The 23,589-nt window shown below is 56.1% G+C and carries 25 protein-coding genes, 1 pseudogene, 1 riboswitch and 1 other annotated feature; of the genes and pseudogenes, 17 read left to right on the forward strand and 9 right to left on the reverse strand.

From position 1 onward, the window contains the following. Nucleotides 1-24: 24 nt before the first annotated feature. Nucleotides 25-366: a GIY-YIG nuclease family protein gene (locus IRT44_RS08890; RefSeq protein WP_171565088.1), complete on the forward strand. Its 342-nt coding sequence runs from the start codon at nucleotides 25-27 to the stop codon at nucleotides 364-366. Nucleotides 367-531: 165 nt separating this feature from the next. Here the strand turns inward: IRT44_RS08890 and IRT44_RS08895 are convergent, their stop codons facing one another. Further along, nucleotides 532-1,863: a glycoside hydrolase family 10-like protein gene (locus IRT44_RS08895; RefSeq protein ID WP_230077786.1), complete on the reverse strand. Its 1,332-nt coding sequence runs from the start codon at nucleotides 1,861-1,863 to the stop codon at nucleotides 532-534. A gap of 345 nt (nucleotides 1,864-2,208) precedes the next feature. Between IRT44_RS08895 and IRT44_RS08900 the strand changes: the two genes are divergently transcribed. Beyond that, entirely contained in the window at nucleotides 2,209-2,907 is a 699-nt protein-coding gene (locus IRT44_RS08900) for a futalosine hydrolase (RefSeq protein ID WP_216369327.1), read from the forward strand. Then, on the forward strand, nucleotides 2,904-3,734 hold the full coding sequence (locus IRT44_RS08905) for a 1,4-dihydroxy-6-naphtoate synthase (RefSeq protein ID WP_171565087.1): 831 nt from the start codon (nucleotides 2,904-2,906) through the stop codon (nucleotides 3,732-3,734). The genes IRT44_RS08900 and IRT44_RS08905 overlap by 4 nt, the downstream gene beginning before the upstream one ends. Nucleotides 3,735-3,937: 203 nt before the next feature. Here IRT44_RS08905 and IRT44_RS08910 read toward each other — a convergent pair whose 3' ends face one another. The 3 genes from IRT44_RS08910 to IRT44_RS08920 all read right to left on the reverse strand — a co-directional run bounded on the left by IRT44_RS08910 (nucleotide 3,938) and on the right by IRT44_RS08920 (nucleotide 5,971). Continuing rightward, nucleotides 3,938-4,105 (reverse strand): DUF4180 domain-containing protein, encoded by a 168-nt coding sequence (locus tag IRT44_RS08910; protein ID WP_268255225.1) that lies wholly within the window; start codon nucleotides 4,103-4,105, stop codon nucleotides 3,938-3,940. A 51-nt stretch (nucleotides 4,106-4,156) separates the two neighbouring features. Then, nucleotides 4,157-4,540 (reverse strand): VOC family protein, encoded by a 384-nt coding sequence (locus IRT44_RS08915; RefSeq protein WP_212132683.1) that lies wholly within the window; start codon nucleotides 4,538-4,540, stop codon nucleotides 4,157-4,159. Between the two features lie 117 nt (nucleotides 4,541-4,657). Further along, entirely contained in the window at nucleotides 4,658-5,971 is a 1,314-nt protein-coding gene (locus IRT44_RS08920) for a serpin family protein (protein ID WP_230077787.1), read from the reverse strand. 234 nt (nucleotides 5,972-6,205) lie between these two features. Here IRT44_RS08920 and IRT44_RS08925 point away from each other — a divergent pair, with 234 nt between their 5' ends. Together IRT44_RS08925 and IRT44_RS08930 are read left to right on the forward strand one after the other, a co-directional pair. Continuing rightward, entirely contained in the window at nucleotides 6,206-6,601 is a 396-nt protein-coding gene (locus tag IRT44_RS08925; RefSeq protein WP_230077788.1) for a RidA family protein, read from the forward strand. A 4-nt stretch (nucleotides 6,602-6,605) separates the two neighbouring features. Continuing rightward, nucleotides 6,606-6,788: pseudogene (locus tag IRT44_RS08930) on the forward strand (GNAT family N-acetyltransferase); the annotation flags it as partial. Nucleotides 6,789-6,993: 205 nt separating this feature from the next. Here the strand turns inward: IRT44_RS08930 and rlmD are convergent. Further along, complete coding sequence (gene rlmD / locus IRT44_RS08935) at nucleotides 6,994-8,385, reverse strand: 23S rRNA (uracil(1939)-C(5))-methyltransferase RlmD (RefSeq protein WP_230077789.1); 1,392 nt, start codon at nucleotides 8,383-8,385, stop codon at nucleotides 6,994-6,996. A 229-nt stretch (nucleotides 8,386-8,614) separates the two neighbouring features. Here rlmD and IRT44_RS08940 point away from each other — a divergent pair, with 229 nt between their 5' ends. The 3 genes from IRT44_RS08940 (at nucleotide 8,615) to yhfH (ending at nucleotide 11,047) form a co-directional block, all read left to right on the forward strand. Beyond that, the gene (locus IRT44_RS08940; protein ID WP_171565082.1) at nucleotides 8,615-8,956 is read left to right on the forward strand and encodes a hypothetical protein; all 342 of its coding nucleotides are present in this window, start codon (nucleotides 8,615-8,617) and stop codon (nucleotides 8,954-8,956) included. Nucleotides 8,957-9,083: 127 nt separating this feature from the next. Next, nucleotides 9,084-9,344: a binding site (T-box leader), on the forward strand. Between the two features lie 91 nt (nucleotides 9,345-9,435). Beyond that, the gene (ilvA, locus tag IRT44_RS08945; RefSeq protein WP_212132663.1) at nucleotides 9,436-10,683 is read left to right on the forward strand and encodes a threonine ammonia-lyase IlvA; all 1,248 of its coding nucleotides are present in this window, start codon (nucleotides 9,436-9,438) and stop codon (nucleotides 10,681-10,683) included. Between the two features lie 202 nt (nucleotides 10,684-10,885). Beyond that, nucleotides 10,886-11,047, forward strand: a complete 162-nt coding sequence (gene yhfH, locus IRT44_RS08950) for a protein YhfH (protein ID WP_171565080.1) — start codon at nucleotides 10,886-10,888, stop codon at nucleotides 11,045-11,047. Between the two features lie 156 nt (nucleotides 11,048-11,203). On the opposite strand, the gene IRT44_RS08955 is transcribed toward yhfH, so the two are convergent. Further along, nucleotides 11,204-12,436, reverse strand: coding sequence for an aminopeptidase (locus tag IRT44_RS08955; protein WP_212132664.1), 1,233 nt, complete (start codon nucleotides 12,434-12,436; stop codon nucleotides 11,204-11,206). A gap of 185 nt (nucleotides 12,437-12,621) precedes the next feature. On the opposite strand from IRT44_RS08955, the gene IRT44_RS08960 reads away from it, so the two are divergent. From IRT44_RS08960 to IRT44_RS08970, 3 genes are all read left to right on the forward strand, one after another. Beyond that, nucleotides 12,622-13,179, forward strand: coding sequence for a hypothetical protein (locus IRT44_RS08960; RefSeq protein ID WP_171565078.1), 558 nt, complete (start codon nucleotides 12,622-12,624; stop codon nucleotides 13,177-13,179). Between the two features lie 163 nt (nucleotides 13,180-13,342). Next, the gene (locus IRT44_RS08965; protein ID WP_171565077.1) at nucleotides 13,343-13,906 is read left to right on the forward strand and encodes a biotin transporter BioY; all 564 of its coding nucleotides are present in this window, start codon (nucleotides 13,343-13,345) and stop codon (nucleotides 13,904-13,906) included. A gap of 130 nt (nucleotides 13,907-14,036) precedes the next feature. Further along, nucleotides 14,037-15,383, forward strand: coding sequence for a cytochrome P450 (locus tag IRT44_RS08970; protein WP_230077790.1), 1,347 nt, complete (start codon nucleotides 14,037-14,039; stop codon nucleotides 15,381-15,383). Between the two features lie 162 nt (nucleotides 15,384-15,545). Here IRT44_RS08970 and IRT44_RS08975 read toward each other — a convergent pair whose 3' ends face one another. The 3 genes from IRT44_RS08975 to IRT44_RS08985 all read right to left on the reverse strand — a co-directional run bounded on the left by IRT44_RS08975 (nucleotide 15,546) and on the right by IRT44_RS08985 (nucleotide 18,482). Then, nucleotides 15,546-16,922, reverse strand: coding sequence for a sensor histidine kinase (locus IRT44_RS08975; protein WP_230077791.1), 1,377 nt, complete (start codon nucleotides 16,920-16,922; stop codon nucleotides 15,546-15,548). Next, on the reverse strand, nucleotides 16,923-17,642 hold the full coding sequence (locus IRT44_RS08980; protein ID WP_230077792.1) for a response regulator transcription factor: 720 nt from the start codon (nucleotides 17,640-17,642) through the stop codon (nucleotides 16,923-16,925). 213 nt (nucleotides 17,643-17,855) lie between these two features. Then, complete coding sequence (locus IRT44_RS08985; RefSeq protein ID WP_230077793.1) at nucleotides 17,856-18,482, reverse strand: C40 family peptidase; 627 nt, start codon at nucleotides 18,480-18,482, stop codon at nucleotides 17,856-17,858. A gap of 5 nt (nucleotides 18,483-18,487) precedes the next feature. Beyond that, nucleotides 18,488-18,629, reverse strand: a riboswitch (cyclic di-AMP (ydaO/yuaA leader). Between the two features lie 303 nt (nucleotides 18,630-18,932). On the opposite strand from IRT44_RS08985, the gene IRT44_RS08990 reads away from it, so the two are divergent. The 6 genes from IRT44_RS08990 to IRT44_RS09015 all read left to right on the forward strand — a co-directional run bounded on the left by IRT44_RS08990 (nucleotide 18,933) and on the right by IRT44_RS09015 (nucleotide 23,462). Next, complete coding sequence (locus IRT44_RS08990; protein WP_171565072.1) at nucleotides 18,933-19,346, forward strand: LiaF transmembrane domain-containing protein; 414 nt, start codon at nucleotides 18,933-18,935, stop codon at nucleotides 19,344-19,346. Nucleotides 19,347-19,430: 84 nt separating this feature from the next. After that, nucleotides 19,431-20,126 (forward strand): PspA/IM30 family protein, encoded by a 696-nt coding sequence (locus IRT44_RS08995; protein ID WP_171565071.1) that lies wholly within the window; start codon nucleotides 19,431-19,433, stop codon nucleotides 20,124-20,126. 87 nt (nucleotides 20,127-20,213) lie between these two features. Further along, nucleotides 20,214-20,777 carry a class I SAM-dependent methyltransferase gene (locus tag IRT44_RS09000; RefSeq protein ID WP_171565070.1) on the forward strand — a complete coding sequence of 188 codons (564 nt, stop codon included), beginning with the start codon at nucleotides 20,214-20,216 and terminating at the stop codon, nucleotides 20,775-20,777. A gap of 30 nt (nucleotides 20,778-20,807) precedes the next feature. Beyond that, the gene (gene liaF, locus IRT44_RS09005; RefSeq protein ID WP_171565069.1) at nucleotides 20,808-21,662 is read left to right on the forward strand and encodes a cell wall-active antibiotics response protein LiaF; all 855 of its coding nucleotides are present in this window, start codon (nucleotides 20,808-20,810) and stop codon (nucleotides 21,660-21,662) included. Between the two features lie 13 nt (nucleotides 21,663-21,675). Continuing rightward, entirely contained in the window at nucleotides 21,676-22,836 is a 1,161-nt protein-coding gene (locus tag IRT44_RS09010) for a HAMP domain-containing sensor histidine kinase (RefSeq protein WP_171565068.1), read from the forward strand. Beyond that, on the forward strand, nucleotides 22,833-23,462 hold the full coding sequence (locus IRT44_RS09015; protein ID WP_171565067.1) for a response regulator: 630 nt from the start codon (nucleotides 22,833-22,835) through the stop codon (nucleotides 23,460-23,462). Before IRT44_RS09010 ends, IRT44_RS09015 begins: the two co-directional genes overlap by 4 nt. Nucleotides 23,463-23,589: the final 127 nt, after the last annotated feature.

Below are 23,589 nucleotides of genomic sequence, written 5' to 3' on the forward strand. Positions count from 1 at the left end.
TTTGAGGGAAAGGAAGAGATACCGATGGATCGACGAGCGGAACTGAAACAACTGTACAAGGAAATGAAGACTGAGGCGGGTGTCTACCGGATTACCAACCGACAAAACGGGAAAGTGTTCATCGGCAGCACCATGAACCTGAAGACCATAAACGGCACGCAATTTCAGCTGAATTACGGCAGTCACAAAAACAGCAAGCTGCAGCAGGAGTGGAACGAATACGGGAAAGACGCCTTTGACATTGAGGTGGTGGAGCGCCTGGAAGTGAAGCAGGACAAATACCAGGAGACCAAGGACAAGCTGAAAAAGCTGGAGGAAACCTGGATGGAAAAGCTGCAGCCGTTTGGCGAACGGGGCTATCACTAGGGGGGCGGCAACCGCCGTTCCCGTCAAAAAACAAGGATCGTTGCGGGATGTCCGCACGATCCTTGTTGATTTTTCCGCAAGTTGTCTACAGAGGCACTATGTGTGTCAGCAAAGCCGTCGGCTGCAGGTGACGTGAACCGCGCCGCTTCGGCTCTTGACCCGTTGTTACGGGGTTTGCGCCGCATAGTACTGTTTCAGGCTGGAACCCACCCCTGCGGTATTGTTCAGCAGCGTTTTGGCGCTGAAAAAGATGCTGCCTTTTACCTGGGGATACGCCTTGTTGAGTTGGAGCTGCTTGATCAGCGCATCGCTGGTCGCCCAGTCGGTCGTGTTGCTGCCCACGCGGTACGCGGCGTGACCGATGTAGAGTTTGACGGGGGTGCCGTTTGTTTCCGCCGCCCACCAGTGGACGAGCTTGTCGTACGCGGCCGGCTTGTACCCGATGCTCCAGTAGAGCTGAGGCGCTACGTAATCGAGCCAGCCGCTGCGAATCCACGTGCGGACGTCGGCGTACAGGTTGTCGTAGGAGCTTTGGCCGTTCGTGTCCGAACCGGTGGGGTCGTCCTTCGCGTTGCGCCAGATGCCGAACGGGCTGATCCCGAACTCCACCTGCGGCTTTACGCGTTTAATCGACTGGTACAGGTCGCGGACGAAGGTGTTGATGTTGTCGCGGCGCCAATCGCCTTTATTGGCAAATCTCCCTTGATTGTAGGCGGCATACGTCGCATCGTCCTTAAACGCTTCCTGCCCGTACGGATAAAAATAATCGTCCAGGTGCACGCCGTCAACATCGTACTTGTTCACCACTTCCAGAATGGTGGCGATCACGTGCTGCCTCACTTCCGGAATGCCCGGGTTGAAGATCAGTTGGTTATTGTGAGGCACGACCCAATTCGGATGCAGCCTGGCGGGGTGATTTGCCGCCAGTTTTCCCGGATCTTTGTTCGTGCTGGCCCGGAACGGGTTGAACCAGGCGTGAAACGCCATGCCGCGCTTATGCGTTTCTTCGATCATGAAGGCGAGCGGATCATAGCCCGGGTGTTTTCCCTGCGTGCCGGTCAGCCATTTGGACCAGGGAACGAGAGCGGAAGGGTAGATGGCGTCCGATTCCGCTCTCACCTGGACGATGATGGCGTTCATGCCGGTCGCTTTCAGCTCGTCCAGCAAGCGTATGTACTCCTGTTTTTGCGCGTCGATGCTCAGGCCCTGTTTCGACGGCCAGTCGATGTTGTACACCGTGCTCACCCATGCGGCGCGCATCTCCTGCTGGGACTGGTTCACAGGGGTGCTGCTCCCCTCGGCACCGGCGTTCGGATTGATGACAGGTTGCGGAGCCGTTCCATTGACGATGTCCGGCGGGACTGTCGGGGGAATCGATTGGCCGACGGCAGCATTGGCGGTCACCCCTGTGCTCGTCTGCGGCTGAGCTGCCGTTGCGATCGGCTGCAGCCCAAACAGCAGGAGGAGCAGACTCATCAGCAAGCGGTATCGTTTCAATTCACAATCCTCCTTATTGCGTGAAAAATGTTCCCGTACAAGATCTGCCGTGTAGGCGGAAGAAATCTACCAATCTAGTAGACGTTTGAGAGAGACATTCGTTGCTTTCGGACTGCAAAAAACGGCAAAGATGGGTCTTGTGTCCTATGGTGATCGTTTCCTGGTTCGGCACATGTTTCACGGAAGACTTGATGGCGTTGATCGTACCGCTGGCCGAGCACATCGTTTTTGGCAAACAACTTTACAGGAAGACGAGATAGCGATAACGTTGAGGAAGAGTGTGAACGTGCATGAAGGTTGGAAGGATATACGCATCATGAATGAGGAGAGATCAGAGAGATGAAGATGGACCCGCAAACGGGATCGCTCGAAGGTATCGGTCACGAACGGCGGAAAGCGGACATGCGCGTGCTCGTGATGACCGCTGTTCCGGCAGAGAGAGACGTGGTCTTGCGCGGACTGCGCGGCGACCGCCGCTTTGACGTGCTGGCAGGGGGCGTCGGCGCGGCGGCAGCGGCAGCCAGTACGGCGCGGGCCCTGGCTGTTGGCCCGTACGACCTGGTCGTGTCTGCCGGCATCGGCGGCGGTTTTACGGGACGGGCGGAAGTGGGCTCCCTGGTGGTGGCGAACGAGATTATCGCCGCAGACCTGGGGGCGGAGACTCCGGACGGCTTCTTGAGCGTGGACGAGCTGGGATTCGGTTCTGCCCGCATCCAGGTCCCCGCTGAGTGGGCGGCCCGTGTGACCGAGGCGCTGCGCGAGGCGGGGCTGCCCGTCAGCACCGGCCCCGTCCTGACGGTAACGACTGTGACAGGCACCGCTGAGACCGCTCGTACATTGGGCGTGCGTGTGCCCGGGGCGGCTGCTGAAGCGATGGAGGGCTATGGCGTGGCTGTTGCCGCCCGTCAATGCGGCCTCCCCGTCCTGGAGGTCCGTGCCATTTCCAACCCGGTCGGACCGCGTGACCGTGCCTCCTGGCGCATCGCGGAGGCGCTGAACGCATTGGAGGCAGCAAGCTCAGTATTCCTGGAGGTGCTACGATGAGAATTGCCTTTTCGCCTTGTCCCAACGACACGTTTGTATTCCACGCCTGGGTGCACGGCCTGATCCCCGGCGCACCCAAGCTGGATGTCACATACGCCGACATCGACATTACCAACGGCCTGGCAGCGGCACCCAACGGGCCGGACGTACTCAAGATTTCGTATGCAGCCCTGCCGTGGGTGCTCAACGAGTACGCGCTGCTCCCGTGCGGAGGGGCGTTGGGCCGTGGGTGCGGACCGCTGGTGCTGACCAAGACTGGCAGCAACGATCCGGGGGTGCTGTCCGGTCGTCGCGTGGCGGTCCCCAGCGAACGCTCAACCGCCTACCTCCTGTTCCGCCTGTGGGCCGCCCGCAACGTGCCGGGAGGTGTTGGCGAGATCGTAGTGATGCCCTTTCACGAAATCATGCCGGCGGTGCGTGACGGCTTGATCGACGCCGGACTGGTCATCCACGAGGCGCGTTTTACGTACCCCTCGTACGGACTCAGCCTATTGGCCGACATGGGAAGCTGGTGGGAAGAAGATACCGGCCTGCCGATTCCGCTGGGGGCGATCATCGCTCGCCGTTCGCTCGATCAAAAGGCCATCGCCGGCTGGATCCGCGCGTCAGTCGAATACGCATGGGCTCACCCGGAAGCGTCGCGTGAGTACGTGCTGCACCACGCGCAAGAGATGGACCCCGACGTGGCGAAAGCGCACATCAACCTGTACGTAAACGAGTTTACCGCCGACCTGGGCGAAGAAGGGTATGAGGCGGTCACCGCTCTGCTCACGCGGGCAGCGGCGGAAGGTCTTGTGCCGGAGGTGGACCCGGCCAAGCTGCGCTGACACGGCCGGTGAATCATGAGACGCAAAAAAGGGGCTATTAGGCCCTTTTTTTGCGTCTGGCCATGCGGGCCCCCCTGCTTTACACGAAAAAATGGGAGCCTGTGTTGCACATGCTCCCGTTCGTGGTTCTGCATTCTGTTTCACATTCACTTTCAAACCGGCTTTTTCCACTTCAATATATTCTTTCCCCCACTTTTTGGCTTTCACGCTGATATCTGGTGAAGTGCCTCTAGGGCGTCGGATTCGGTCTCCTTGAATAAGACCATGTTTCCCTGATTGGATTCGTACATGAAGGCGTTCAGGCTGTTGCTTTGGTAGCTGCTGAAATCACCGACGATCGCGACTTTCATCTGGTAGTTGGTAAAACACAGGGTCTAGTGAAAGCCACTCCAGCGATGGTGCGGCCCGTTCGTTTAACACAGTTACTTCTGTACCAGTTGAATAAGGTTGCCGCATGTATCGTCGAAGACGGCGATTGTGACGTCACCGACTTTGGTCGGCTCCTTCGTAAACTTCACGCCCTGTTCCACCAATCGATTGTATTCTTTCTGAATATCTGCAACGCCAAACATGGTTGCGGGGATGCCATCGGCATAGATCTTCTGCTGATACGCTTTGGCGGCAGGATGGTCATTTGGCTCGAGCAACAGCTCGGTACCGTCTTGCTGATCGGGAGAAACAAGCGTGATCCACCTGAATTTCCCCATGGGAACGTCCTGCTTTTTGACAAACCCCAGTGTTTCTGTATAAAACTGCAATGCCTTCTCTTGATCGTCAACCAATACACTCGTAATAATGATGTTCAACATCTGGCAGCCTCCTGATTATGACGTTGGTACTATCTTAACAATCTGGCTTCAAACAGACAAATCCATACAGTGCCACACGTTCCACGCAGCTCGAAAGGAGCAAATGAATCGCTGTTATTCAGCAGGATTTTCGCATATCCCCACAAACAGCAGGCTGCCGTTTGGTGCCGTAATCCCGTAGATAAAGGGCCGGTCAAGAATCATTTCTGCCCGGCTTTCCGGCGGCCTGGAACCGGCATAGGCGATCAGCGTATAGGCGGACGCTTCCACGCCGTTTTCGTCAATCGCGATATGTGTTCCTTGAAGGACTCTGGAAAAAAACGCTGTGTAATCGGTAATACCGCTAAAGTCTGCCCTGGGTGTGAAGGCTGAAATCACGTCAAGTTTTTTGAGAACGTTGGCCAGGTCAAGGTTTGACTGAAAGCTGAATTTGGGGATTTTCCAGACGATTTGCCCATGGCTGTCCTCGCCTTCTTCAAACGCCTTCCGCATTTGCTCGGGGGATGAAAGCAGCTCGTAAGGGGATACCCCGCGATCCGGCAGGATAAATACCATTTGTCCCCCATTTTTGAGCCCCAGGCCGGCGCGAGTAAACCCCTTTCCTTTTGCATAGCTTCCGGTCCCAAACGTCTGATTCATAAACTCGACGTGTACATCATGACCATCTGCGAGGTGGAACACATCCACGGCTGTTTTCTCTTTATCAAATTGATCAACCCATTCGTCATAGAAGTATACGGTATTCAGGATTGACAGGATTTGATCCGCACTCGTTTCCAGCCTGGGAGACAGTGTACCGTTCGTATTGGCTGATATCCAGGCAGCCATCGCTTTTCCGGCTTCTTCCTTGGCAAAGTCGACAATGTGGGAACTTGCATAGAAATGTTCTGCTGCGTGTTTTACAAAGTCATGTTTGATTTGAACCGGTTTCCCATCGTGTTCTTGATTCATCCAGATGGAATTGGCGATTTTCAGCTTGCCGATGTCATTGTCCCTGTAAAGCGTGCGGTATAAATTTCCTGACTGTTCCAAAAGAATTGCCGGATCGGAAACACCCAATACATGAAGCAATTGTGCCTGTGTCTCGTTCTTAGCACCGGATGCGGCAAGCGACAGCGCAAAGTAGAGCGAGAGAGGGGAGTAATTTACGTTTTTGCCGCCGTTATTCAGGATATGGGGGCTAGTCTTATACGCGAATTCATTGACGGCCTCAATAAAATCATCCGCAACAGGATTTTGCTCGCGAACCTCACTCCATGTGTCATGGTCGTCAAAGGCATAAGCCTTGGGATAAACGACATCCAAGATGGCGCCTGTACGAGGCTGTTCACTGCCTGGTTTGGGAACCAAAAGACTAATGCCAACCAGCAATGCGACACAAGCCGTGAGAGCCGCCCATTTATACCAGGCGGGTTTTCTTTTTTTCATGCACAGTACCACTCCTTTCTTTTTTCATTGCCGTCTTTCCATGAATGCCGACAGCGGTGTAAGGTTTGAAAATATAGCATTTTTTGGCAGATGATTGTTTATTATACCCCATGATTTATGTATACTGTAGAAAACTTACTTTTTAAGAGAAAGGGAGTGTCCGCACTCAAAATAGAGATCGCGAACATGCGTGTCATCACGGTAAACAATCCAACATGACGAGGTGTTGCTGTAATGAGCGGAAAAATTACCAGAACAAATCCCGCAACTGTCCCGGCGCCAGTTGGGAAGTACACGCACATCACCAAAATCCCGAGAGGTGCCGAACTGTTTGTGGCATCAGGACAAATCGGCGTAACCCCTCAAGGGGAGATACCAGCGGCTTTGAATGAGCAGGTGGTTCATACATTTGCCAATATCAAGGCAATTCTGGAATCGGAAAACTTGACAAGCGAACATATTATTAAAGTGAATATCTGGGCCACGGAAAAACTTGATTGGGATTTCTTCTACGCCGAGTGGGACAAGTTATTCGGAAATGACTATCCTGCGATGACCGTTGGCTATATTACTGCACTGGGCTTGCCTGAAATTAAAATTGAAATCGAAATATGGGCTGCCAGAGTATAGCAACCGCTCGCTCATGCAAAAAGCGGAAGAGCGGGCAAAACAGGAAGGCCGCTCGCTTTTGGTGCTCGACACGCGGGAAGGAGATCGGTCCAATTACCTCTATACGTCGATCGGTTTTGTCGAAGCGGGACGAATCCCTCGATACGCCCAATCAGCAAACGGGGAACTCCATGCAACCGTTATTTAATATAAAACGTTGTAATTACAGCAAAAAGACACGGAACAGCAATTCCGTGTCTCCGTGTGCAGACAAAGTCCATGGCGCATGGGTGGTAGGGCCCGCTCGCTCTCTTGACGACCAGCAAAGAAGCGGATCGCGTCCGCACCAAAACGCGACGCGGGCAGGGGGCAAACAGCCCCTTGGTATCAGGTGTGTCAGAAAAACAACGGACTTACTCTTTTGCCCCTCTCAAAGTAAGTAACACCACACACTCCACATGACTCGTATGCGGAAACATATCCAACGGCTGGACGCTGACAAGTTCGTAGCGGGCCAGCAGCTTCGCCACGTCTTTGCCCAGAGTGGACGGATTGCAGGAGACGTAGACGATCCGCTGCGGCTGCACCTCCAGGAGGGAGCGGATCAGGGCGTCGTCCAGTCCGGTGCGGGGCGGGTCAACCACGACCACGTCCGGTTTTACGCCCTGCTTGGCCCACTTCGGCATCAGCACCTCGGCGCGGCCGACGTGGAAGGTGGCGTTGGCGGCCCCGTTTTTCTCGGCGTTGCGGCGGGCATCCTCGACTGCAGCGGGAATCAATTCGATGCCCCGGACTTCCCGGGCGTACGGCGCCAGCCAGAGGGCGATTGTCCCCGTGCCGCAGTAGAGGTCCAGCACCAGTTCGCTGCCGGTCAGCCCGGCGGCTTTTTTCACTTCCTCGTACAGCTTGCGCGTCTGCTCCGGGTTCAGCTGGAAAAAGGCGCGGGCCGACAGGTCAAACGACAGCTCCCCCAACTGCTCCGCGATCGACGGTTTTCCCCAGAGCTGGCGGGTGGAGTCGCCGAAGATCAGCGACGTCTTTTTTCGATTGACGTTCTGCACGATGCTGACCAGGCCGGGCAGACGGGTGCGCAGTTCCAGGATCAGTTCCTTGACGCGCGGAAACTCCTCGGTCGCCGTCACCAGCGTGAGCTGCGTCTCGCCTGTGGCAAAGGCCACGCGGGCGACGATGGTGCGGATGACACCGGTCCGTTTTCGTTCATCGTACGCGGGAATGCCCAGCTCCTCCATGATCTGCCGCGCCGTGCGGACGATCTCGTTCGTCGCCTCGTGCTGCACGCGGCATTCCTCCAGGTCAACGAGGCGGTGGCTGCCGGTCTGGTACAGGCCGGCCACCAGCCGGCCGTTCTGCCGTCCTACCTGAAACTGCGCCTTGTTGCGGTAGCCCCAGGGGTTGTCCATGCCGATCGTCTCCGCCACCGGCGGATTCTCCAGCCGGGCGTACTTGCGCAGCGATTCGATCACCAGCTCCCGCTTGCTGGCCAATTGGGCCTGGTAATCCATGTGCTGCAGGCTGCAGCCGCCGCATTCCTCATAGACCGGACAGGGCGGCTCGACCCGCGCAGGGGAGCGCTCCACCACGCGCACCAGTTTGGCGATGGCGTACGTTTCCTTGACGTCCGTCACTTCGGCGTGCACCACCTCCCCGGGCAAGGCCTTATCCACAAAGACGATTTTTCGTTTGTAATAGCCGATGCCTTCGCCGTTGATGCCGAGACTTTTGATCGTCAGGGTCATCTGCTGGCCGATGCGAATGGCGGCTTCCTTTTGCGACGATTTGTTCATGCGTGCCGATCTCCTTCACAGGTGGTTGTCCCTTCATTATACCGCTGCCTGGACCTGTGCCAAAATGAATTCGCTCCACACCTGCTTTTCCGGCAGAATTTTTCCGTCCCGTTTTTGTCATCACAATCCGAAGGGACAGCGCCGCCAATCTGACCATGATGCGGCTTTCTCCCTTGTCCCGTTTTTTGCTATAATAGGGCAGAAAAAAACGAGGGAGTTGTGACGAAAGATGCAAGAGCTGTTTGACAAAATGAAGGAATATCTGAACATGGATACGGAGATTTCCTTTGAAGAGTTTGACGGATACTATAAGAAAGTGGTTGCGTTTCTGAACGACAACTGGACCAGTTTGAACGAGGACGAGACGCTGCACATGCTGTTCATCCTCGACAACCTGAAGTCCAACGGCGAGGATCGCGCCAAGCGCAGGGAAAAAGAGGCGAAAAAGTACGCCAAGATGGCACAGCGCTCGGAAATCTGGGCTACTGCGCTGATCAAGCGTCTGCGCGACGCCGGCATGAGCGATGAGGAGATCGGCAAGCGCTACGAAGCGATCTACGAAGCGGTGTAACTATCTTAGCAAAACCAAGTGGGGACGGCGGACCCCGCTTTTTTATTTGGCGGGGGAGTGGCAAAGCATTGACAATGCATGGCAAAATGACTATAATTTCTTACTAATTTAAATAGTTCTTTTTGGTTGAACAGCGCGGAAAAGGACGAGTAAAAACAGAAGCGGCGCACAGAGAGCTGTCCCTCGTGCTGAAAGGACAGCCGCTGGCCTGTTTTGAATATCACCTTGGAGCTGTGCCTTGGAAAGAACGGGATCGCCGATTTGAGTACAGGGCAACGGTCACGCCCCCGTTACCGGGCGGGAGTTCTGCTCAGGGGAACTCGCCGAGTCTGTTTTTCGCGAGGAAAGCAGAGAAGCTGAGTGGTACCGCGATGCCCTCGCCTCAGCCAGTCGTGCGCGATGCGCCGAAGGCTGGAGGCGGGGGCTTTTTGCATGTTCCGCGCTGCCGATATCACCATCAGGGGAGGAGCTAAAAACACATGCCTGCTGTCAACATGGAAGACATCATCGTCGCCAACCATTTGCTCAAAGACGTAATCGAGAAAACGCCGCTGCAGCGAAACAAGCTCCTGTCCGAGCGGTATGGCTGCAACGTCTACTTGAAGCGGGAAGATTTGCAGGTAGTGCGCTCGTTCAAAATTCGCGGCGCCTACAACCTGATCCGCCACCTTTCGGATGAACAGCGGCAAAGGGGAGTGGTCTGCGCCAGCGCCGGAAACCACGCGCAGGGCGTGGCCTACTCCTGCCGGCTGCTGCAGATTCGCGGCCATATTTTCATGCCGGCTACGACGCCGCGGCAGAAAGTGTCGCAGGTCAAGCTGTTCGGAGGTGAGTATGTCGACGTAGTGCTGGTCGGCGACACGTTTGACGATTCGTTTGCGGAGGCGATGTCCTACTGTCTGGAACAGAACATGACGTTCGTCCATCCGTTTGACGATCCGCTGGTGATTGCCGGACAGGGCACGGTCGGAGCGGAAATCATGAACGATATGGCGGAGCCGATCGATTACCTGTTTGTGAGCATCGGCGGCGGGGGACTGGCTGCGGGCGTCGGCACGTACGTGAAGGGAGTCAGTCCGTCCACCCGCATAATCGGGGTGGAACCGGCCGGCGCTCCCTCGATGACGGAGGCGCTGGCCAGGGGAGACGTCGTCACGCTGGAGGAGATCGACAAGTTCGTGGACGGGGCGGCGGTCAAACAGGTGGGACAGCTCACCCGCGAAATCTGCAAAGAGATCGTGGACGACATCGTGCTGGTGCCGGAAGGAAAAGTATGCACCACGATTTTGGAACTGTACAACGAGAACGCCATCGTCGTCGAACCAGCCGGGGCCCTGCCGATTGCCGCGCTTGACGCCTGCCGCGAGCAGATTGCAGGGAAAAACGTCGTCTGCGTCATCAGCGGGGGCAACAACGACATCGACCGGATGCAGGAAATCAAGGAGCGTTCCCTGCTGTATGAAGGCTTGAAACATTACTTCATCATCAATTTTCCGCAGCGGGCCGGAGCGCTGCGCGAGTTTATCGACAAAGTGCTGGGGCCGCACGATGACATCGTCCGTTTCGAGTACACGAAAAAGAACAACAAGGATAACGGGCCGGCACTTGTCGGAATCGAGCTGAAGTGCAGAGAGGACTATCAGCCGTTGGTGGACCGGATGAATAAGCATGGCATTCGCTACGTGGAGGTAACCAAGGACCCGACACTGTTTAACCTGCTGATCTGATCAAAACATGTCCAGGGTGCGCTTGTGTTGTAAAACAGCGCGGAAAAATCAAAAAAGTATTAATACAGCGAAAGCAGGAGAAACGGACAGAAAACAGAAGCAAGCGAGCGAAAATGCGCCGTAATGTTTTATAACAACGTTTTATAAAACAACCCCTGTTATAATACAATAACCTCAACGAACACGTCGGGAGGTTATAATCATGACGCCGATCGCCACCTTTTTCCGCAATCTGGAAGCCAAATGTTGCACCGTGTGCGGCCAAGCGATGACAGAGCAGGCTGAATCCTACATGACCGAGTGCTTTGACTGCCAGGAAAAAATAGCGAAGGATGCCTACCTGCGCCATTACAACAAGCGGTAAGCATCCATCCGTTTAAGAGAGGAGAGCCGCCAGGGCAGCCGTTCCCGTATCAGTCTTTCGCGCAAGCGGAGAAGTGCAGGGAAGACAGCCGCAGCCGGGCGGCTTTTTTTGTCTGCTCCCGGACCGACGTCGGCCCGGAAGCAGGAAGGATGTTGTTTAGAACGCCCAGTTTCCGTTTCGGAAGATGGGCTCGCGTGTGCCGTCGGCCAGTTCCCCGTCAATGTCCATTTCCGCCGAACCGATCATGAAATCGACGTGCATGAGGCTGGTGTTGAGACCGCGCTGCTCCATTTCCTCGGGGGAGAGGTTGTCTCCGCCCTCCAGGCAGACCGGATAGGCATTCCCGATCGCCAAATGGTTGGAGGCATTTTCGTCGATCAGCGTGTTGTAAAAAATCAGGTTGGACTGGGAGATGGGAGACTGATGCGGCACCAGGGCCACTTCTCCCAGGTAGCGGGAGCCTTCATCCGTCTCGATCAGCTTCTGCAATACGTCAAAGCCCGTCTCTGCCGTCACTTCCACGATGCGCCCCCGCTCGAAACGGAGTGTAAAGTTCTCGATCAGATTGCCGTTGTGGCTCAACGGCATCGTGCTGGAAACGACGCCGTTCACCCCGTCTTTCAACGGAGCGGTGTAGACTTCTTCCGTCGGGATGTTGGCTGTAAACGGTACGCCGTTTGCGGTCACACTGGCTCCTCCCTGCCAGCGGTGACCGGGCGGCAGTTGGACCGACAGGTCGGTGCCGGGCGCTTTAAAGTGAAGGCAGCGGTACTGCTTGCCGTTCAGGTAGGTCACCTTTTCGTTCAGTGCTGCTTGATGGTTCTGCCAGGCTGTCACCGGGTCGTCCACGTCTGTCCGGGTGGCGCGGAAGATGGCATTCCACAGAGCGCTCACCTGCTCGCTTTCGGGCAGGTTCGGGAAGACTTTTGCTGCCCATGCAGGAGAGGGAGCGGCGATCACCGACCAGCTGACGCTGTTGTTCATCGTGTAGTTGCGAAACGTGTACATGGCAGTTCTCATCGCTTTGTCGGCAGCGGCGATCCGCTCCGGATTGACTCCCTTGAGCAGATCGGGGTCGGTCGCGATGATAAAAAGAAACGCAGCCCCGTTCTCGGCCAGCTCCTCGTACGCTTTCGCTCTCCACATCGGGTATTCCGTCAGCGCTTCATACGGGGCGAGATCGTACTGGAGCCGGGTCAGTTCATCGTCCGTCCATTCGGTATACACGTGTTTGGCTCCGGTCAGGTAAGCTGTTTTGGCAATCTTGCGGACCAGTTCGGCCGTGCAGAGGGGGGCGTTGATGACAAGGGTTTGCCCCGGCTGGACATTGACGCCGATTTTCACAGCCAATTCGGCGTAGCGATCAAGCATGCGATCAGCAGCGGTCATGAAAAACCTCCTCGTCAGAATATGTGGTGTTGGCAGACAGGCAGTCAGATAACTGGATGTTGATTTAATACTATACCAGTTTATGGATTGTGTATAGATAATGGAGTATAAGTCGTTCTTGCCAAACGGAAAAAAGACGGGCATCCTAGTAGCGTGTGCCATTCGGATGGAAAGGAGGAGCGGAGGTGTTTCATCCGCTGGTGTTCGACAATATCCGGGTCGTGCTGGAAGGAGTGGTGTACGATCGGGATTTCGAGGGAGCCATCATCATCACGGGCCGCTCCGACGTGATGGACCTGGCTACATTTGAGCGGCTGTTTCAGATTGAATTCCGTCAGGCAGGTAAGGCTGATGGTGACACGGCGGTGACGGCGCAGATCCAGCTGCGCACCTCGCTAGCAGACATTGCGGCGGAGCAGCTGGACAAGCCGCTGACAGAGCATGTGGGCTGCACGATCTGCATCCATTATTTCCTGGAGATCAGCGACGTGCCGCGGGAGACAGAAGCGATCACCGCGATTCTCAACGAGGTGTGGGGACACCGGCCGCACATCACGCAGACGGTCAAGGCGCGTTTAGACGAGCATCGGCAGGAGTGGCCGCCGCAGCGCTTTGCCAATCAGATCACGCTCGATTTTCACCGCAAGATCGACGAGGGCAACATAGAGGACTTGCGCCGCCTGATCGATCACACGGTCGATTCGCTGATTCACCTCCAGGCATACTGCGACCGCCGCGCATAGCCGAAACGATCGGGAATGGAAAGCGCGAGCCTCCCGCCTGTCTGCCTGACGATTCGGCGTGCCTCAATACCTCCTGTTTTGCCATTTACATTTGTTCGGACAGGCATTATGATTAAAGTGTTAACTCATCTTATGTTTTGGTTGACAAAAACGGGAGGTTACCATGAGAAACGAACGATTGAGATGGATGCTCTTATCTGCTGTGTTTGCCGCTGTTACGGCCGTTTTTTCGCAAATCACAATTCCCCTGCCGCTGATTCCGATTACCGGACAGACACTGGCGGTCGGTTTGGCCGCCACCATTCTCGGCAGTCGGTACGGCACGCTGGCGATGATCATTTACGTGCTGCTGGGCGCGGTCGGTCTGCCGGTTTTCTCGGGGGCGAGCGGCGGACTCCAGGTGCTGGCCGGCAAATCCGGCGGATACATTTTCGGTTTCATTCTGACTGCCTACATTACCGGCCTGATCCTGGAGAAAACCCGATTCTCCATTGGCTGGGCGCTGGTGGCCAACCACGTCGGCATGGTTGTGACACTGGTTTGCGGCGTGATTCAGCTCAAGTACGTGCTGGACATTCCGTGGAGCGCCGCGATCATGAGCGGCGGCGTTTCCTTTTTGCTGGTGGGAGTCATCAAGGCCGTGCTGGCCGCCTGGATCGGCATCAAGGTGCGCGAGCGGCTGGTGTCCAACCGGCTGGTGCAGGTGGACAAGCCGACCCTTTCGTAAACAGAAGAGAGACCGCCTGATAATTCAGGCGGTTTGTTTTTTTGACGCTGCCCAAGGGCGTTTGTGGTATAAGGTGCCGGGCCGGATGGATACTAGAGACAAACACTGATACTGGGAAAGGATGTCTGCGATGAACCTGACAACGATTCCCGCCCCCAAAGGGCTGCCCATATCCGGCCATTTGCTCGCCTTTCGCCGCGATCCACTCGGCTTTTTGCAGAGGGCTGCGGAACAGCACGGCGATGTCGTCCATTTTCGTTTTGGTCCCAGCCGGCACATGTATCTCTTGACCAATCCCGAACACATCAAGGAAGTGCTGGTCACCAAACAGGCCCACTTTCGCAAGGCCAAAGGACTGCAGGTGGCGCGTGCAGTGGTGGGAGACGGCATTCTCACCAGCGAGGGACAAAAGCACATGCGGCAGCGCCGGCTGATGCAGCCTGCTTTTCGCCGGGAGCGGATCGCCGCTTACGCCGACGTGATGGTCCGTCAGGGGCTCGCCATGATGGACCGGTGGAAAGACGGCGATATCCGTGACGTGCACCAAGACATGATGAAAGTAACGCTGGCGATTATCACCGAGACGATGTTCGGCAAAGAATTGACGGAAGGTGTCGAGAAGATCGGCCGCGCCATCGAAATCGGGCTGCAGTACGTGTCGAACAAGGCTTCGGCGATAATCGACATTCCGCTCGGCGTGCCGACGCCGCAAAACCAGAAGTTTCAGGAGGCGGCGAAGACGCTGGACAAAACCATATACGAGATCATCGAGGAACGGCGGAGGAATGGCGGCGAAGGACGGAACGACCTGTTGGCCATGCTGCTGGCCGCGCGTGACGAGGAGGACGGACAGGGCATGACGGACGAGCAGGTGCGTGACGAGGTAATGACCATTTTTGTCGCCGGCCACGAGACGACCGCCAACACCATGTCGTGGATCTGGTACCTGCTGGCCACCCATCCCGAAGCGGAACGAAAGCTGTGGACAGAACTGGACGAGGTGCTGGGCGGACGGCTGCCGACGGCAGAGGATGTCCCGCGGCTTGTCTATACCAATCAGATCATCAGCGAAACCCTGCGGCTTTATCCCGCGGCCTGGGTGATTAACCGGGAAGTGGTGGACGAAGTGGAGATCGGAGGGCACGTGTACCGTCCGGGTGAGACGCTGATGATGAGTCAGTATGTGATGCACCGCAGCAGCCGCTATTTCGACAACCCGGACCAATTCATCCCGGAACGGTTCGGCGGCGATTTGCTGAAGCGAATTCCCGCGTTCGCCTACTTTCCGTTTGGCGGCGGGCCGCGCATCTGCATCGGCAACAACTTTGCGCTGATGGAGGCGGCGCTGCTGCTGGCCACGATCGCCCAGTGCTTCCGCCTGCGGCTGGCCGAACCGGGACAGCGGGTGGAGCCGGAGCCGCTGGTTACCTTGCGTCCGAAAAACGGGTTGAAGATGCGGCTGGAGGTGCGGAAATAAAGGGGGATAAAAAAAGAGGCATCTTTCCACCGAGCATGACCGCTTGATGTCAGATACCAAAAATGGGGGTTATTTATCACGGAAAGCAACATGCTTGCTTACAAGAGATACTGTATCAGATAAAAATAAAGTGAATATTAACCATCAATAAATTGAAATAAATTATGGTTGAAAAAACGGGATCGTAAAGGAAAAGCAGCTGCCCACGCCCAGCTCGCTGCTCGCGGTGATCACGCCGCCGTGGCGCTGGACGATGCTCTGACAGATGGGCAGACCCAGGCCGGTGCCGCCGTTGTTCCGGTTGCGTGATTTTTCTGCGCGGTAAAATTTGGTGAACACCTTGGGCAGGTCCTCCGGCGCGATGCCCTCTCCCTTGTCGATCACGGAAAATAGCACGTGCCCGTCCCGCTGATCGCAGGTAAGCAGGATGGACCCATTTGGCTTGTTGTAGTAGATGGCGTTGTTCAGCAGGTTTTCCAGCACGCGGCGCAGTTTGGCCTCGTCCGCCTCGATGTGCAGTTCGTTGGAGACGCGCAGCTTCCACTGAAACGACAGCCCCGCCTCCTTGATGCGCACCAGGTAGTCTTCGATGACGCCTTTGACAAAACTTTTTACGTGGATGCGGCTGATGTTCAGCTTGATCTCCAAGCTTTGCTGGCTAAAATCCTGCAGCTCGTCCAGCAGCTTTTCCAGATCAGCCGTTTTTTCCTCGATCTTGCGCATCTGTTTTTGAATGCGCTTGACATCGGTGACGCGTCCCGAGCCGATGTAGGAGGCATAGCCCTTGATGGTCGTCAGCGGCGTGCGAAAGTCGTGAGCGATGGCCGAGATCAGTTCGGACTGTCGGTCTTCGGCCTCGCGAAGCTCGTTTACCATGTCGGAAAAGTAGTCGAACAGCTGGCCAAACTCGTCCTGCGAGCGGTAGCTAAACGAGACGTAGCGCTTGCCTTCACGGATTTCCTGAGTCACGCGGGACAGTTCGCTGACCGGCCGCAAGATCCAACGGACAAAGAAGGTGAGCAGAATGAGGCCGACCAGCGCGATGCTGCCGTAGATGAACCACAGCATCATCGAGACGCCTTTGGTGGCGAGAATGTCCGATTCATCCGTGTAAAAGTAGATGATGGTATGTCCCTGACGCGGGGGTTCGTGCTGAAAGTGGTATTCCGCCACCACTTTCAGATCGCTTTTCTCCTGGGCTGCGGGATTGGATGTATGCGGGTTTTTCAGGTTGTAAGCCTGAGATGTCTTGATGTAAATGGCGTTGCCGTCCGCATCCGTAACGACCATTTTGTACATCAGGTCTTCCGGAAGCTGTGTCTCCAGCTCCCGACGCTCGGACGGGTCCTTGAACACGCTGGAGTTCAACAACTGATTGACCCGCACCTTTTCCGCCGTCTCCTTTTCATACCGGTACTGGTTGTGCCGGTCCGTCTTCAACTGCTCGACGATGATGTCTTCAAAAACGAACTTGAACAAAAGCAGGTTGAGTGTGATCAAGCCGATAAACGAGAGGAACAGCTTCTTTCGGATGCTCATCTACACTTTCTCCCCGATGAACACGTACCCCGTCCCCCATTGCGTTTTGATGAACTGGCGATCCTTCTCCAGTTTTTCGCGCAGGTTCTTGATGTGCACGGTAACCGTATTGAGCGAACCGTATCCGTAGCCCCAGACGCGGTCGTAAATCTGCTCCCGCGTAAAGACGATGCCCGCGTTTTCGGCCAGAAAGGTAAGCAGTTGAAACTCCTTGGTGGACAGATCAACTTTTTGGTCGTTGACGTAAACGGAGTACGTTTCCTTGTGAATTTCCAGCCCCTTGAACTTCAGGACAGTAATGGAGGTTGCTGCTCTCTCTTTCTCTGCCGCCTCCTCACTGTAACGGCGAATGCGTTCGTAGCGGCGCAGGTGGGCGCGGATGCGGGCAAGCAATTCCTCCGTGTCAAACGGCTTGGTGATGTAGTCGTCGGCTCCGATCTCAAAGCCGACCACCTTGTCTACCGCCTTGCCCTTGGCACTGAGAAAAAGGATGGGCAGTTCCCACTCGCGGCGAATCTGCGAGCAGAGCTCATAGCCGCTCATGCCGGGCATCATGATGTCAAGCAGAATCAGATTGGGCTTGGTGCCTGCGTTCAACAGCTCCAACGCCTGCTCACCGTTTACTGCCGTGGACACATCGTATCCTTCGCTTCCCAAAATATCTTCCAGCATTTCGAGAATTTCCTCATTGTCGTCCACTATCAAAACATGGTCTTTCACCGGAACTCTCCCCCAGTCACCAGATGTGTTCTGGTCCTGTTTCTTTCATCATAATATCACGGTTCGTCCTGATGCGGGGGACAGATTCCTGGCACCCGCACGGACAAGCCGCGTCAGCGTAGAAAAGATGGATGTTACTACCTCTTGACACCAGGTGCTAAATGTAGCCAGAAAAAGCCAGAGACCTGTCGTCCCTGGCTCAATGTGCGTCGGTTACTGCTGTTGTGTTGAAGTCTGCTGTTGTTGTGGATTCGGTTGTTGTTGTTGTTGTTGTTGTTGTGAATTCTGCTGTTGTTGCGTCGATTGTTCTTGCTGCTGCGACGGCTGTGTGGCCTCGGGCAGCGATGCTGCTTGTACAGGTTTCTTTTTCTGTGGATTCTGCGGAGCTTCGGCAATGGCAGGCAGCGCAATCCGCTTGGCACCCACAAAGCGCTTGCTCCAGTAATACGGATCGTTCAGCTTCGTGTTGACGACTCCTCTGCCGCTCTCCGAGTGTACAAACAAGCCATTTCCGATGTAGATGCCCACATGTGAAACGCTGTGCCCGTTGGTGTTGAAAAAGACCAGGTCACCGGGCTGGAGATCGTTGCGGGACACCGGTACTCCCAACTTGAATTGGGCAGACGACGAATGAGGCAGATCTACACCCAGCGCATGAAACACATAGCGCGTAAAGCCGGAGCAGTCAAATCCGTTTTTGGTTGTGCCGGACGACTTGTAAGGAACACCATACAGGCTGTTGACAACACCCATCAGGGTTTTTTCCTCCTGGGCGTGTGCAGCGCCTGCTCCTATTGCAAGCATCCCGGCGATGAAGAGAGTAACCACCGTTTTGCGCAAAAGAAACTGCTCCTTTCCTAAGCCTACGAGGTTAGCTGATGGGTTCGGTCGAAAGGAATGCCCTAGGCGGCCGGCAGGCGGCTGCCATTCACCCCGAAAAACGTGGGTCCCCCGTTTCCGCACCGCGGAATTCGGCTAAATTCGATGTTTTTTACACGCACCTCAGCACAATTCAACACTTGTCCGATTTTTCCTGTCTTTTTTTGGTGGAGTTCATAATTTTGTCACAATTTGCACCCTCAAGCAGGAAACGATTCGTGTCAGATCACGTCAGCGCATGGTTCACCACATCTCGCCAGGGTGCTTGTCCGATTGCGGAAGGAAGGTGCCTCCGCCCCGGGTCGGAGGGAAAAACCAACCGCCCGCCCGTTATGACGAGACCTGTCAGCCGTCTACAATAAAGCCATAAGGGTGACACCCAAACAAAGTCGATGGGAGGGTAAGCAGTTAATGAGCGAACGGTCTGGAAAAGTGCTTCTCGGACTGATCCTGCTGCTCATTGGGGGATTAGTCATACTCGATCAGCTTGGCATTGACAGCAGTGAGCTGCTCCGCGTGCTGATTCCCGGGCTGATCATGTTGTACGGCGCCCGCAAAATGATGAGCAGCTCAGGTTCCCGGTTTACCGGCGGCCTGATCCTTCTGATCGGGTTCCTGATGCTGATCGGCAAATTGCATGTTTTGTTCCACGCCGTGCTGGCCATTGGTGTCATGTACCTGGGCTTCCGCCTGCTTCGCCAACGGGATGTGCCGGATCAAACGGTTCCGACCGTCGGGGAGCGGCAGTGGGCACAGCGCGTGCTGCAAGACGATGACGTATTGGATCGATGGGAGAAAAGTGTAACCAGGCGGCAGCAGCCGTAATCCTCGCGTCGGCATGGCCGGATCGCAGGACAAGGTTGTTAATCCAACGAGAATCATATGGTATGATGAGGAGGAGAAGTGACGATGGGTATCTTGAAACGCTTGCGTGATTTGACTGTGGCTTCGGTGAATGACGTGCTGGATTCTATGGAAGATCCGGTAGTAATGCTGAACCAGTACATGCGTGACATGGAAGTGGAGATCGGACAGGTGGAAGTGGCCGTCGCCCGCCAGGTGGCGCTTGAGAAGAAGTTCCGTCAGCAGTGGGAAGAGGCGCTGGCCTTCGTGGAAAAACGGGATCGCCAGGTAAAACTGGCGCTTAGCGAGGGTGAAGACGAACTGGCGCGCCGCGCGCTTGCCGACAAGAAACAGTACGAAGCGCGTGCCCGGGAGTACGAGACGCTCTATCAGTCCGCTTCGGACGCAGCGCAAAAGATGCGCGAAAAGCTGGCTGAGCTGAAAGAAGAGTTTTACAAGATGCGGGCGAAAAAATACACCCTGATGGCCCGCGCCCAAGTAGCCAAGACGCAAAAACAGGTAAATCAGGCCATTGTCGGGATGGGGAGCGAAACGGCGAGCCGCGGATTTGCCCGGATGGAAGAAAAAGTGATGCGCATGGAGGCGGAAGCGGATCTCAGCGACCAGTGGCGCCTGACCAACGCAGGCCTGGACCACTCGCTGAGCAAATGGGAGAAGGACGAGCTGGATGCGGAACTGGCGCAGATCAAAGCCTCCCTGCTTGATAAAAAGGAAACGCCACAGCATCCGGAACAAGCGTAAGCGAGAGGAACGGCGGCGTTTGATGTAGAATTGAACCTAAGGCAGCCTGGGAAACAGGCTGCTTTTCCCCTAGAGGAGGTCCTTTTTTTGTCAGACTTCTTGGTGTTTCTACGACGGTTTTTTGCCGAACCCGGCCGAGTCGGCAGCATCATCCCCAGTTCCCGTTTTCTCTGCGCGCGCATGCTGACCCATGTGGATTGGGCAAACGCTGGCGTCATCGTTGAACTGGGGCCGGGCACGGGCGTGTTTACGCAGGCCATTCTCCAAAAGAAGCGGCCGGACGCCCGTTACCTTCTGGTTGAGCGTGATCATCAGTTTCGGACCATGCTGCGCGACCGGTTTCCCGACGTGCCGATTCGGGAAGAGGCTTTAAAGCTTGGGCAGTATATGGAGGAAATGAGGTTGGGCAAAGCCGACGTAATCATCTCCGGCCTTCCGTTTGCCATCTTTCCGGAAACGCTGCGTACCGGCATTCTGGACCAAATTGAATCCGCGCTGGCCCCTGATGGGCTGTTCATCACGTTTCAATACTCACTGCAACTGAAATCGGAGCTGCAGGCGCGTTTTCAACGGGTCGAGACTGATTTCACGCCGTTGAACATTCCGCCTGCGTTTATCTATACATGCCGTAACAGTTTGGAAGGAAAATGAGCGGCATGGGGCGTAAGAGAGGAGACTCCTGTGAAACTGTCCCGCTTGCACAAAATGACGGCTGGTGTTCTGATCATCTTGACGGGCATTGGCCTGTTGCTCGACACCTTGCATATCATTTCGTTCAGTTTGTTTAGCCTGTGGCCGATGATATTGGTGTACGTCGGCGCGCGCATGTGGGAGAAGCGAAAACGCATCAGAGGCGGTCTTTTGGCCGGATTTGGCATCCTGATTGCGCTGGAGATGTGGTTCGGCGTGGGATTCCATGAGCTGTTCCATTTCTTCGTCCCTCTGGCGTTGATCTACTTTGGCTTCCGCCTGATCCGGGGGCGCTCGCAGCGGCGCGACGGACGGGTGGATACGCTCGGTGACATGAGCAGTTTCTCCCCGAAATGGGACGCGCCCGACGATAAGTCGTTTCACGATAAGGCGGCACGCTCGGCCAAGCCAACAGAATACGGGCCTGTCTACAAGGAACGGGTTAAGACCCATCACCCCGGCAGCATTCTGCGGCCCAAGGATACCCGCAGTTCCCTGATCGGCGATTTTCATCTTACGTCCGGCAGGTTTGAGCTGAATGAACTGCACATCTGGCACGGCATCGGGGATGTGGTGATCGACCTGTCGCGGGCGATGGTGATGCAGGAGGAAGCGTTCCTGACTGTCGACGGCTGGGTGGGGGACGTCACCATTTACGTGCCGGTCGACATGCCGGTTGCCGTTACAGCCGAGGTGAGCTTAGGCGACCTGGAAGTGTTTGGACACCGGCAAGGCGGCATCAGCCGCAGTGTGATGGTCCGCTCCGAGCAGTACGAGCAGGCCGCTCAAAAAGTCCATTTACAACTCTCGCTGCTTGTCGGCGATATAAAAGTCAAGTACATCTAGGGGGTACTGACCGATGCGTCGACAGCGATTAGCGAGCGTACAATGGCAGTATGTGCGGTTCGGCCTGATGCTGGTCATCGGCACGGTAACCGCCACGTTCCTCTGTTTCCTATTGATGCACATCGCCTGGGCCAACGATCCAAAGATCCGTCTCCTCTACTCGACATTGGTAGACGACCCGGAACTGAGCCAATGGTTTGCCGCCAATCTGCAAATACAACTGCCGGCGGAGCCGGATTGGGTGATCATGCTGGCAGCCTTTGCCGTCTCGCTTGCCGTGGGGACGGTGCTGGGCGTGATCAGCGGCTACATTTTCGGCAATCTGTTGAAAAAGCGGCTGTACGTGCTGGGCGAAGCGACCATGAATCTGAGCCGCGGCCGCTTGTCCTACCGCGTTCCCGATCTGGGCGCGGACGAGATCGGCGAGCTGGGCTGGCAGTTTAACCGCCTGGCGTCGCAGTGGGAAGAGCAGGTGGCGTCGCTGCAGCGGCTGTCCAATCACAACGCGGCGCTGGCGGAGCAGTTGAAACAGGCAGCCGTTACGGAAGAGCGGCAGCGGCTTGCCCGGGAGCTGCACGATGCCGTCAGCCAGCAGTTGTTTGCCATCGCGATGACCACGGCCGCCTTGAAGCGGCTGGTGGAGAAAAATCCGCAGCGCGCTGCCCAGCAGATAGAGCTGGTGGAGGAGATGGCGGCGGCGGCCCAGGCGGAGATGAGAGCGCTTTTGCTGCATCTCCGTCCGGCCACGCTGCAGAACAAGACCCTGAAGGAAGCGATCGTCGATCTGCTGGAAGAACTGTCGCGGAAAAATACACTCGCGATCTCCTGGGAAATCGAAGACGTCGAAGGCTTGCCCAGCGGCATTGAAGATCATCTGTTCCGCATCCTGCAGGAGTCCCTTTCCAACACGCTGCGCCACGCCCGCGCCAACCAGATCGCGGTGAAGCTGTTTACGCTGCAGGGACAGGTGCGGCTAAGGGTGACGGACGATGGGGTCGGGTTTAATCCGGAAGGCGAAAAACTGACCTCCTATGGTCTTCGGAGCATGCGCGAGCGCGTGGCGGAATTGGGCGGATCGCTTGACATTTACTCTGCAGTAGGCAAAGGGACGCAAATCGAGGTGCGCATCCCGGTGATGCCGCAAACGGAACAGGAAGGGAGTGAGCATCCGTGATTCGTGTATTGTTGGTGGATGATCACGAGATGGTGAGGATGGGCCTGGCCGCCTATCTGTCCACGGAAGAAGACATAGAGGTGGTGGCCGAAGCGGCGAGCGGAGAGGAAGGCGTACGGCTGGCGGTGGAGCTGAAACCGGATGTCGTCCTGATGGATTTGGTCATGGACGGCATCGGCGGCGTGGAAGCCACCCGCCGCATCCGGGAGCAGTGTCCCTCCTGCAAGGTGATCGTGCTGACCAGTTTCATCGACGACGAAAAGGTATACCCGGTGATCGAAGCAGGGGCGTTCAGCTACCTGCTGAAGACCTCGCGCGCTGCTGAAATCGCCCGCGCTATCCGAGCCGCCGTGGCCGGAGAACCGGTGCTGGAATCCCGCGTGGCCGGCAAGATCATGGCCCGTTTTCGCCACGGTCAGGAGCCGCTGCCCCATGAGCAGCTCACCCCGCGTGAGCTGGAAGTGCTGAAGCTGATCGGCCAGGGGAAATCCAACCAGGAGATCGCCGACGAGCTGATTATCGGCATCAAAACCGTCAAAACGCACGTCAGCAACATTTTGGCCAAGCTGGATGTGGAGGACCGAACACAAGCGGCCATTTACGTGCATAAACACAATCTCGTGTGACGGTGGAGTGCTGGGACTGCCCCCCGTCCGCAGCACTGGCGCATCAAGCATGTAAAATGATAGTAAGGGTTACACCGGACTAAAGTACCTCACATAATGAACAGAAAAGCATCCCGATTCACCTAAG

This window comes from Brevibacillus sedimenti (assembly GCF_020923495.1).
In the GTDB taxonomy this organism is placed as follows: Bacteria; Bacillota; Bacilli; order Brevibacillales; family Brevibacillaceae; genus Brevibacillus; species Brevibacillus aydinogluensis.

Coding starts and splice junctions, on each gene's coding strand:
- IRT44_RS08890 (WP_171565088.1), top strand. CDS start 25: ATGGATCGACGAGCGGAACTGAAACAACTGTACAAGGAAATGAAGACT.
- IRT44_RS08900 (WP_216369327.1), top strand. CDS start 2,209: ATGGACCCGCAAACGGGATCGCTCGAAGGTATCGGTCACGAACGGCGG.
- IRT44_RS08905 (WP_171565087.1), top strand. CDS start 2,904: ATGAGAATTGCCTTTTCGCCTTGTCCCAACGACACGTTTGTATTCCAC.
- IRT44_RS08920 (WP_230077787.1), bottom strand. CDS start 5,971: ATGAAAAAAAGAAAACCCGCCTGGTATAAATGGGCGGCTCTCACGGCT.
- IRT44_RS08925 (WP_230077788.1), top strand. CDS start 6,206: ATGAGCGGAAAAATTACCAGAACAAATCCCGCAACTGTCCCGGCGCCA.
- rlmD (WP_230077789.1), bottom strand. CDS start 8,385: ATGAACAAATCGTCGCAAAAGGAAGCCGCCATTCGCATCGGCCAGCAG.
- IRT44_RS08940 (WP_171565082.1), top strand. CDS start 8,615: ATGCAAGAGCTGTTTGACAAAATGAAGGAATATCTGAACATGGATACG.
- ilvA (WP_212132663.1), top strand. CDS start 9,436: ATGCCTGCTGTCAACATGGAAGACATCATCGTCGCCAACCATTTGCTC.
- yhfH (WP_171565080.1), top strand. CDS start 10,886: ATGACGCCGATCGCCACCTTTTTCCGCAATCTGGAAGCCAAATGTTGC.
- IRT44_RS08955 (WP_212132664.1), bottom strand. CDS start 12,436: ATGACCGCTGCTGATCGCATGCTTGATCGCTACGCCGAATTGGCTGTG.
- IRT44_RS08965 (WP_171565077.1), top strand. CDS start 13,343: ATGAGAAACGAACGATTGAGATGGATGCTCTTATCTGCTGTGTTTGCC.
- IRT44_RS08970 (WP_230077790.1), top strand. CDS start 14,037: ATGAACCTGACAACGATTCCCGCCCCCAAAGGGCTGCCCATATCCGGC.
- IRT44_RS08975 (WP_230077791.1), bottom strand. CDS start 16,922: ATGAGCATCCGAAAGAAGCTGTTCCTCTCGTTTATCGGCTTGATCACA.
- IRT44_RS08990 (WP_171565072.1), top strand. CDS start 18,933: ATGAGCGAACGGTCTGGAAAAGTGCTTCTCGGACTGATCCTGCTGCTC.
- IRT44_RS08995 (WP_171565071.1), top strand. CDS start 19,431: ATGGGTATCTTGAAACGCTTGCGTGATTTGACTGTGGCTTCGGTGAAT.
- IRT44_RS09010 (WP_171565068.1), top strand. CDS start 21,676: ATGCGTCGACAGCGATTAGCGAGCGTACAATGGCAGTATGTGCGGTTC.